This is a genomic window from Brevundimonas sp. (assembly GCF_041688735.1).
GTDB lineage: Bacteria > Pseudomonadota > Alphaproteobacteria > Caulobacterales > Caulobacteraceae > Brevundimonas.
In genome coordinates, this window is record NZ_JBDNHO010000016.1 from 1 (window position 1) to 9,360 (window position 9,360).

Below are 9,360 nucleotides of genomic sequence, written 5' to 3' on the forward strand. Positions count from 1 at the left end.
ACAGCGGGAAATATGGCTTGATCCGACGCATCTGCTTGTTCGTCAGCCAAAACAGATCACTCATGACAGGCTCCTCCTGCCACCAGTGAATCAGATCGCCACGACCGTGTGAATCCCTTTAATGGGTCCTGAGCCTAGTTGCGTAGGCTCAGGTTCAGACTGATCCTGACCCCACGACGGACCGTGAGATAGAGCCAAGAAAATGATCGGCAGGAAATACTTCATAGGCACCCCCCACCGATCGCTGCGTCAAGTCCTCAGAGTCACTTTACGCAAATGACTTGGGCGCATTCTACGTCGAGGCAGTGTGAAAAGCTGCCGCCAAATCTCATGCACTGGTAGACGGATTCATTCTTGCACTCGTCGGCCGTACAGGCTTGCGCCATGGCCATCGGCGTCGGAGCCGCCAACGCAAGGGCGATCGGGATCGCAAAAGTAACCAGACGTTTCATTTACCTTCCTCCCTCGTGTTCTCGGAAGAGTTCCGAGAACGCAATCGCACGTTAGCTCGGGGGGTGACATATTCATGACGCTCGATGGTAGCGGCACCTACTCCTTCGACAGATCCTGACGGCGGAACCAGGCCAGGGCCCCCAGCAGCGGCAGCAGGGTCCACATCGCCAGGCTGATGGACGCCTTGGCCGCCATGCCGTCCGGCACGACCGAGGCCGGGACGCCGCCGGTGATCAGGGTGTTCAGATAGCCCAAGGCGCGAGCCGGCATGCTGAGGATGGCGATCCAGCCGTCCGGGTCGAGGCCGGCCTGGGCCATCAGCAGCGGCCCGAACGACTGACCCACGCCGAGCACCAGCGGGACGAACAGCGCCGCCAGCAGCGACCGCGTCACGGCTGCGGCCAGCAGGCCGATCATCACGAACTGGACCAGACGCACCAGGGCCAGGACGGCCATGAACAGCAGGTGACCGAGGTCGGTCGCGCTCATGGTGAAGCCCAGCGGGCGGCTAAAGACGGCCGCCTGGATGAAGTCGGTCACGATCCCGGTGACGACGAAGGCCAGCATGGCGGCCACGGCCAGGCCCGCGAAGACGATGACCTTGCCCAGCATCAGATTGACCCGCGTGTTGCGCGCGGTGACCAGACGCCAGGTCTCCCAGCGATAGTCCCCGGCATACAGGATGGCGGCGCCGATCAGGATGAAGGCCAGGATCAGCGGATTGGCCAGATCGCCGCCCGCGCCGACCAGCGACTGGCCGACGTCCAGCACCCCGGTCGACGGCATGGCCGCCTCCATCTCGGCATTGGCCTCGTCGTTGCCACCGAGTTGGGCCTTGGTCATGAAAAAGGCCAGCAGCGCCCCTGCGAGCAACAGCAGCTGCGGGAACACCACGCTCCAGAACAGCACGACCCGGTTGCGCAGCAGGCGGAACCCCTCGGCGCGGATGGCGTCAACGAGCATGCTCTTCCTCCTTCGTCTGGACGGCGCCCGTCTCGGTGAAGAAGATGCTCTCCAGATCGGTGCCGACCCAACGCGCCTCGGTGACGTCCACACCCTTTTCGATCAGGGCGCGGAACAGGTCCGGGGCCTCCTGTCGCTTGATGTCGGCCAGGACGGCCTCGCCTTCGGTCGCGCCCTTGGTGCCCAGCACGTCCAGGGCGACCGCCATCGGGGTGAGCACCAGACGCAGCCGTTCGCCGACCGAGGTCAGCTCGCTGACCGAGCCCTCCCGCACCAGCCGGCCCTTGTTCAGGATCGCCACGCGGTCGCAGACACGCTGGACCTCGAGCAGCTGGTGGCTGGCGAGGATCACGGTCACGCCGTCGTCGGTCGCCAGCGACCGGATCAGGGCGCGCATGTCCTGAATGCCGGGGGGGTCCATGCCGCTGGTCGGTTCATCCAGAATGACCAGTTCGGGCCGGTTCATCAACGAGGCGGCCACGCCCAAGCGCTGCAACATGCCAACGGAGAAACCGCGCACGCGACGGTCCGCCGCCTCGGTCAGGCCGACGCGCTCCAGCCAGAAGGGAATCTCGGCGCTGTCGCCGATGCCATGCTCCAGCGCCAGCCAGCGCAGCACCTGCCGCGCGGTCAGATAGGGCGGGAACCGGGGCGTCTCGATCATCGAGCCGGTGCGGCGCATGTGGGCGATGTCACCGACCGGCCCGCTCATGATGGTCGCCGTGCCGTCCGTTGGCCGGATCAGGCCCAGCAGGATGCGGAACAGGGTCGACTTGCCCGCCCCGTTGGGCCCGAGGACGCCGTAGACGCCGCCCTTGGGAATGCTCAGGTCCAGACCATCCAGGGCGCGGACCGCGCCGTAGGTTTTGGTCAAGCCACGCGTTTCGATGACTGTGCTCATTCGGGCAGCTTGGCTGGCCGGACAACCCCGGGCAAGCCATCACGGACGGGTCGCAGATTAAGGTTAGGCAATGTCGCCTTCGAATGGGGATTTTCCCATGCCCCTGCGCCTCAGGGCCAGTTGCAGGCAGTGAACATGGGTGTGGCCTCCATCGCCGTGGTCATGTCGCCGCTGGCCTTTTACATGTCTGCGGCCACGCTGCTGCCGGCAGCGATCATCGGCAGGCGGGCAGGCCGCCAGGCGGAACGCGACGAGGCCGCGTCCGTTTGACGCTCGATGCGCCTTGATGCCGTCCAAAAGGCGGGGCGAAAAGGTGGTAAGTTCCTGAGCCAGACCGACCGGATGCCGATGAACAGCCGCCTGACCGCCCTCACCCTCGCCGTCGCCTTCATGCTGCCCGCCTGCGGACAGGCCAATGACACCAAGGCCCAGGACGGGGTCTTTGCTGACAACCGCGTCGTGCCCGGCAATGCGATGGCGATGAAAGCCAGCTTCGCGCCCGTCGTCCGCGAGACCGCCCCCGCCGTGGTCAACATCGCGGCCCGGGGTATTCAGCAGACCCGCGACCCCTTCTGGGGCATCCCCGGCCAGCGCCAGACCGGCTCGGTAGGTTCGGGCGTCATCGTGCGCGACAACGGCGTGGTGGTGACGAACAATCACGTCATCCAGGGCATGCAGGAAATCCGCGTCACCCTGAATGACCGGCGCGAGTTCAACGCCCGCGTCGTCCTGGCCGACGAACGCTCCGACATCGCCGTGCTTCAGCTGGAAGGGGTCAATGAGCGCCTGCCGACGCTGAATATCGACGACCGCGAGGAACAGCAGGTCGGCGATCTGGTGCTGGCCATCGGCAATCCGTTCGGCGTCGGCCAGACGGTGACCAACGGCATCATTTCGGCCCTGAACCGGACCGAGACCGGCATCTCGGACTCCGGCTCATTCATCCAGACCGACGCGGCCATCAATCCGGGCAACTCCGGCGGGGCGCTGGTCGACATGGACGGCGACCTGATCGGCATTAACACCGCCATCTTCTCGCGTTCCGGCTCGTCGTCCGGCGTCGGCTTCGCGGTGCCTGCGTCGCTGGTGAAGCGGGTGGTGGACTCGGCCGTCGGCGGCGCGACCGCCGTGATCCGGCCGTGGCTGGGCGTGAAGGGCGACGGGGTCAGCGCCGACATCGCCCGCAGCCTGGGCCTTGAGCGGCCGCAGGGGCTGGTGGTGACGGAGGTCTATGCCGGCGGGCCGGGTGCCCGCGCCGGCCTGCGCAAGGGTGACGTCATCACCGCCATCGACGGGGCCGAGATCAACGACCAGGGCGGGCTGAATTTCCGGGTCGGCACGAAGGATCTGAACGCCGCCGTCGCCGTGTCCGTGCTCCGCGACGGCCAGACCGAGACCGTCAACGCCCGCGTCCAGCGCCTGCCGGGCGACGTCGATCTGGACCGCGCGACGGTGATCCAGTCGGGGGGCTTTTCGGGCGCGCAGGTGCTGGCGCTTAACCCGGCGCTGTCCGACAGTCTCGGGGGCGATCCCTTCGCCAGCGGCGTCATCGTCGGCGGCGTCCAGCGCGGCAGTCAGGCCCAGCGCGTCGGCTTCCAGGCCGGAGACATCGTCCTGACGCTCAACGGGCGTGCCGTGACCTCGGCGCAGCAGTTGGCCGACATCGGGCGCGGCGTCGAGGTGACGATCAGCCGTCGCGGCCAGCCGGTGCGGGGCGTAATCCGGTGATGGTCAGCCCTTGATCGCCGCCGTCATCGGCCAGATGGCGGGCCGACTCCTCGGCCCCGAAGCCGACGTGGTAGAATTCCACCGCCGCCTGTCCGCCGCGAGACGGGATGGTCAGACCGGGGATCACGCCGCCGGACGGGATCAGGTTCCGATCGGCCCCGTCTGTCTGCTCTGACGGCGTGATAGTAACGCGTGAAAAGGGAGCCGGTAACGCCTATCTGTAGCCGTCAATGATCGATCTGTTCGAGGCCTCCGGCATCCATTCTCCTGACGCACCGCTCGCCGACCGCTTGCGACCGCGGACTCTGGACGAGGTGGTCGGTCAGGATCATCTGCTGGGGCCGGGCGGGCCGATCCGGCGCATGATCGAGGCCGGGCGGCTGGGGTCGATGATCCTGTGGGGGCCTCCGGGGACCGGCAAGACCACCATCGCCCGCCTTCTGGCCCAGGCGGCGGGATACCAGTTCCAGCAGATCAGCGCCGTCTTCTCCGGCGTGGCCGATCTGAAGAAGGCGTTCGAGGCGGCCCACATGCGCCGCGCCGCCGGCCAGCCGACCCTGCTGTTCGTCGACGAAATCCACCGCTTCAACCGCGCCCAGCAGGATGGGTTTCTGCCGTTCGTGGAGGAGGGGATCGTCACCCTGGTTGGGGCGACGACCGAGAATCCGTCTTTCGAGCTCAACGGCGCGCTGCTGTCTCGTGCTCAGGTCTATGTATTGAAAAGACTTGATGATTCCGCGCTCGATCAACTGTTGATCCGAGCGGAGACGCAGGAGGACAAGACCCTGCCGCTGACGCCCGAGGCGCGACAGGCCATGCTGGTTCTGGCCGACGGGGACGGGCGCTATCTGCTGACCATGTCCGAGGTGCTGTTCGACCTGACCTCCACCGAGCCGCTGGATGTGCAGGCGCTCGCGGGCATCCTGCAGAAGCGCGCGCCAGCTTACGATAAGAGCAGAGAAGAACACTACAACCTCATATCTGCACTGCATAAATCGGTTCGAGGGTCCGATCCCGACGCGGCCCTCTACTGGCTGGCGCGGATGCTGAACGGCGGCGAGGATCCGCTGTATCTGGCGCGCCGCATCGTGCGGATGGCGGTCGAGGACATCGGCGAGGCTGATCCGCTGTCGCTGCTGGTCGCCAATGCGGCCAAGGACACCTACGACTTTCTGGGCTCCCCCGAGGGCGAACTGGCCTTGGCCCAGGCGGTGGTCCACCTCGCCACCGCGCCCAAATCGGTCGGCGTCTATGAGGCCTTCAAGGCCGCGAAGAAGGCGGCGCATGAGACGGGCTCCCTGATGCCACCCGCCCATATCCGCAATACCCCGACGAGGCTGATGAAGTCGCTGGGCTACGGCCAGGGCTATGCCTATGATCCCAACACCCCCGAGGGATTTTCCGGCGCCAACTTCTTTCCCGACGGCATGGAACGCCGCACCTTCTACACTCCGAAGGGCGAGGGCCATGAGGAGAAGGTCAAGGCGCGGCTGGAGCATTGGGCGGCGCTGCGGGCAGCCAGCCCACCGGATCGAACCGGGCGGTGACGGATTCATCCCGCGAACAGGAGTCCGCCATGTCGCGCGTCTTGCTGCTTTCCCTCGTCGCCGGCCTGCTCGCCGCCTGCACCCCGGCCGCTGCGCCGGAGGCACCGCCTGCGGCCCCCGCCAGCGAAACCGCGGCGCTTGCGCCATGGATCGAGAAGGTCAGCCCGGACCCGGTCTCGGACACCGTCGCCCGGCTGACCCGCGCGATCGAGGCGGGTGGGGCCATGGTCGTCGCGGTGGTCGATCATCGCGCCAACGCCACCAAGGCCGGGCTCGATCTGCCCGAGACCACCGTGGTGATCTTCGGTAACGCAGCCGTCGGTACGCCGCTGATGCAAGCGGACCGCCGGGTGGCGCTGGATCTGCCGCTGAAAGTGCTGGTCTGGCGCGATGGCGGCGTCACCCGGGTCGGATATTTGCCGCCCCGAGCCCTGGCCGCCCGATACGGCATAGCCGCCGACCATCCGTCCGTCGCCGCAATGACCGGCGCCCTCGACCGGCTGACGGACGCAGCGATCGCCCCGTCGGCCAGTCCCGATCCGGCGACCAGCGCGATCCGCCAGACTGATCCCTGAACCGGCATGGACCCGGCCCTGGTCGAGGCCATGACGATCTGGCTGGCCGCAGCCGTGGCCCCTGCCGTTGTTCATCTACCATGCGCGCATGATGGCTAAGAGGCGCGTGCTCGGCTAAGCGGAGCGGGTGACCGACCGCACCCCCGTCTCCCTTTCCGCTGAAGACATCGCGGCCGTCCGCTCGTGGGTCATCCACGAAGACGAGGCGGTGATCGCCTTCAACAAGCCTTCGGGCCTGTCCAGCCAGGGCGGGCGCATTCAGGCGCATACCCTGGACGACCTGCTGTGGGCGTTCGCGCGGTCGAACGGAAAACGGCCCGATCTGGTGCATCGGCTGGACCGCGATACCTCGGGCGTCATCCTCGCGGCCAAGACCAAGCCGGCGGCGGGCTTTCTCGGCAAGGCGATGCAGGCCCGGCGCTTCAAGAAGACCTATCTGGCCCTGCTGTCGGCCGCGCCCGACCCGGCGTCGGGGACGATCGACGCCCCGCTGCTGCGTCAGGAAATCGGTCGCGAAAGCTATATGCGCGTCGTTACCGCGGACACGCCCGGCGCCATGGCCGCGCTGAGCCGGTATCGCACCCTGTCGTCGTCTGAGGACGGCGCCGTGGTCGAGCTGGACCCCGCGACGGGACGGATGCATCAGTTGCGCGTGCATATGGCCTTCATCGGCCGCCCACTGGCCGGAGACGCCCGCTACGGCGGGGCGCTGACGTTCGCCGGGCGCGCCGCGCCGCGGCTGATGCTGCACGCGGCCAAACTGGTCTTTCCGCATCCCGAGGGTGGCTACGTCACCGTCGAGGCTCCGCCGCCCGACGATTTTGAGACGCTGAAAGCGGCGGCGGGGCTCCAGGAAAAAATCCGCTCATAAAGGCTTTCGCCGGGGTGAGCGTGGTGTGGGGAACGCCAGCGATGACACTGCGCTTATTCTATGGAACCCTTGGAGCTCGCCCGTGAAATACTCAGCCCTGCCCCTGATCGCCGCCGCAGGCCTCGCCCTGTCGGCCTGCGCCAGCCTGGCTCCCTATGGTGCCCAGACGGGCGCGGGCGGGCAGGGCTATGCCGAGCAGAGGATCGAATCCAATCGCTTCCGCGTCACCTACAGCGGGGTCGGCAACTCCGGTCCCGTGGCCGACTACGCCCTGCTGCGCGCCGCCGAACTGACGACGGCGGAAGGCTATGACTGGTTCGAGGTCACCCAGAGCTGGACCGACGGCCGCCCCGACAGCGCCGGGGGGCTGCGCCCCAGTTTAGGCGTGGGTTATGGGTCCAGTCGATCCAGCGGTCGCTATGGCGGCTATTCCGCATCGGGCGTCGGCGTGGGGGTCGGCCTGAATTTCAGTGGCCCGTCGCCGACCTCGACGACGCTGGAGGTGGTGATGGGCAGCGGCGGCAAGCCCGACCGACCCAATGTCTATGAGGCGCGCGGCGTTCAGGACGCCCTGCGGCGGTGAGGACGCCCGGTATTCGACCAGCCTCTCCTTGTCGCGGCGGAACTGGCCGGAGACGGCGTTCCCCTCGGGCGCGAAGCGGTGCCGCTGGAAGCCGGTCTCGCAATTAACCGCGGGCACCGGCAAGTGAAGTTGGGTCGGGCTACCCGTCCCGTTCGTCTTCGGCGCGTCTTCGCTTCCACGCCAAGTTCAGTATAAGCGCCGCATCATGACACGTTTTCTCATCGTCGCAGCCGGGGGCGCCCTCGGTGCCGTGGCCCGTTACGGGATCGGACGGCTGCTACCGGGGGGCGGCTGGCCGTGGGCGACGCTGACGGTCAATGTCGTGGGCGGCCTGCTGATGGGGCTGCTGACCGGCTGGCTGGCCTTTCGCGGTGGGGTTCACGGCGAGAGCATACGGCTGTTCGCCGCCGTCGGCATGCTGGGCGGTTTCACCACCTTTTCGGCCTTTTCGCTGGAGACGGCCCTGATGATCGAGCGCCGTCAATTGGCCATGGCGGGCGGTTACGTCACCGCCTCGGTGGCGCTTTCGGTGCTTGCCCTCTTCATTGGCCTGATGGTCGCCCGCCGCGCCTTCGGAGCCGCCCTTTGACCGACGAACCCATCCAGGAATCAGAACTCGCCCCCAAGCGGGAGGTCCAGACCCTCTATGTGGCCGAGGCCGAGGACGGCATTCGCCTCGATCGCTGGTTCCGCCGGCGCTGGCCGCACCTGTCCAACATCCAGGTGCAGAAGATGGCCCGCAGCGGCCAGATCCGCGTCGACGGCGCCCGGATCAAGCCGGAAGGCCGCCTCACCGCCGGCGCCGCCGTGCGCGTGCCGCCGATCCCCGACGACACCTCGCGTCAGGCGGGCGACGTTCACACCCTGTCGGTTCAGGACATCCGCTTCGCCAGGTCGCTGGTTCTCTATGAGGACGATATGGTCATCGCCATCAACAAGCCGCACGGGCTGGCGGTGCAGGGCGGCACCAAGACCAGCCGCCACGTCGATCGCCTGCTGTCGGCCTGGGGGGAGGGGATGGACCGCCCGCGTCTGGTCCACCGGCTGGACCGCGACACCTCGGGCGTGCTGCTGCTCGGCAAGGGGCCGGAGGCGGCCAAGCGGCTGGCAGGGGCCTTTGCCCGGCGTCAGGCCAGGAAGACCTACTGGGCCATCGTCATCGGCAATCCCAAGCCCGCCGCCGGTCAGATCGACATGCCGCTGAAGAAGACCGGCATCAACGATTTCGAGATGATGCGCCCCGCCGATCGCAAGGACCCGCGCGCCGAGCCGGCTGAGACCGCCTTCGCCACCATCTCCCGCGCGGCCCACCGCGCGTCCTGGATGGCGCTGCGCCCCTTCACCGGCCGGACGCACCAGTTGCGCGCCCACATGGCCGGCATCGGCCATCCCATCCTCGGCGATCCCAAATACGGTGACGAGACGTCAAAGGAGTTGTCCGGCCCGCTGAAGCTGCAGCTCCACGCCCGCCGCATCGAGCTGGAACATCCATCCGGCGGGGTGCTGGTGGTCGAGGCTCCCCTGTCGCCGGAGATGCGCGCCGGCTTCGCCCATTTCGGCTTCGAGGAGGCCGAGGGCAATGAGAGCGATCCTTTCGAAGGCGTGAGGCGGCAGCGATGATCGCAATCCTCCCCCATCGGGGGAGGGGGACCGCGAAGCGGTGGGGGGGGCCAACCCCAGACACCAGCGTCCGTTTCAGCCCCCTCCACCATCCTTCGGATGGTCCCCCTCCCCCGATG

The 9,360-nt window shown here is 67.5% G+C and carries 11 protein-coding genes; 9 read left to right on the forward strand and 2 right to left on the reverse strand.

The features are described from left to right. Positions 1–549: 549 nt before the first annotated feature. Together ACESMO_RS02235 and ACESMO_RS02240 are read right to left on the reverse strand one after the other, a co-directional pair. The gene (locus tag ACESMO_RS02235) at positions 550–1,416 is read right to left on the reverse strand and encodes a hypothetical protein (RefSeq protein WP_372706555.1); all 867 of its coding nucleotides are present in this window, start codon (positions 1,414–1,416) and stop codon (positions 550–552) included. Next, positions 1,406–2,317, reverse strand: a complete 912-nt coding sequence (locus tag ACESMO_RS02240; protein ID WP_372706556.1) for an ABC transporter ATP-binding protein — start codon at positions 2,315–2,317, stop codon at positions 1,406–1,408. The genes ACESMO_RS02235 and ACESMO_RS02240 overlap by 11 nt, the downstream gene beginning before the upstream one ends. A 135-nt stretch (positions 2,318–2,452) precedes the next feature. Here ACESMO_RS02240 and ACESMO_RS02245 point away from each other — a divergent pair, with 135 nt between their 5' ends. From ACESMO_RS02245 to ACESMO_RS02285, 9 genes are all read left to right on the forward strand, one after another. Further along, the gene (locus ACESMO_RS02245; RefSeq protein WP_372706557.1) at positions 2,453–2,587 is read left to right on the forward strand and encodes a hypothetical protein; all 135 of its coding nucleotides are present in this window, start codon (positions 2,453–2,455) and stop codon (positions 2,585–2,587) included. A gap of 72 nt (positions 2,588–2,659) precedes the next feature. Continuing rightward, positions 2,660–4,045 carry a trypsin-like peptidase domain-containing protein gene (locus ACESMO_RS02250; RefSeq protein ID WP_372706558.1) on the forward strand — a complete coding sequence of 462 codons (1,386 nt, stop codon included), beginning with the start codon at positions 2,660–2,662 and terminating at the stop codon, positions 4,043–4,045. A gap of 10 nt (positions 4,046–4,055) precedes the next feature. After that, positions 4,056–4,220, forward strand: a complete 165-nt coding sequence (locus ACESMO_RS02255; RefSeq protein WP_372706559.1) for a hypothetical protein — start codon at positions 4,056–4,058, stop codon at positions 4,218–4,220. 55 nt (positions 4,221–4,275) lie between these two features. Continuing rightward, positions 4,276–5,592 (forward strand): replication-associated recombination protein A, encoded by a 1,317-nt coding sequence (locus ACESMO_RS02260; protein WP_372706560.1) that lies wholly within the window; start codon positions 4,276–4,278, stop codon positions 5,590–5,592. A gap of 29 nt (positions 5,593–5,621) precedes the next feature. Further along, positions 5,622–6,167 (forward strand): DUF302 domain-containing protein, encoded by a 546-nt coding sequence (locus ACESMO_RS02265; protein ID WP_372706561.1) that lies wholly within the window; start codon positions 5,622–5,624, stop codon positions 6,165–6,167. A gap of 127 nt (positions 6,168–6,294) precedes the next feature. Beyond that, the gene (locus ACESMO_RS02270) at positions 6,295–7,038 is read left to right on the forward strand and encodes an RluA family pseudouridine synthase (RefSeq protein WP_372706562.1); all 744 of its coding nucleotides are present in this window, start codon (positions 6,295–6,297) and stop codon (positions 7,036–7,038) included. Between the two features lie 82 nt (positions 7,039–7,120). Continuing rightward, positions 7,121–7,621, forward strand: coding sequence for a hypothetical protein (locus ACESMO_RS02275; RefSeq protein ID WP_372706563.1), 501 nt, complete (start codon positions 7,121–7,123; stop codon positions 7,619–7,621). A gap of 205 nt (positions 7,622–7,826) precedes the next feature. Further along, a complete protein-coding gene (crcB, locus tag ACESMO_RS02280; RefSeq protein ID WP_372706564.1) occupies positions 7,827–8,210 on the forward strand; it encodes a fluoride efflux transporter CrcB in 384 nt (127 codons plus the stop codon). Next, positions 8,207–9,241 carry an RluA family pseudouridine synthase gene (locus ACESMO_RS02285; RefSeq protein ID WP_372706565.1) on the forward strand — a complete coding sequence of 345 codons (1,035 nt, stop codon included), beginning with the start codon at positions 8,207–8,209 and terminating at the stop codon, positions 9,239–9,241. Before crcB ends, ACESMO_RS02285 begins: the two co-directional genes overlap by 4 nt. Positions 9,242–9,360: the final 119 nt, after the last annotated feature.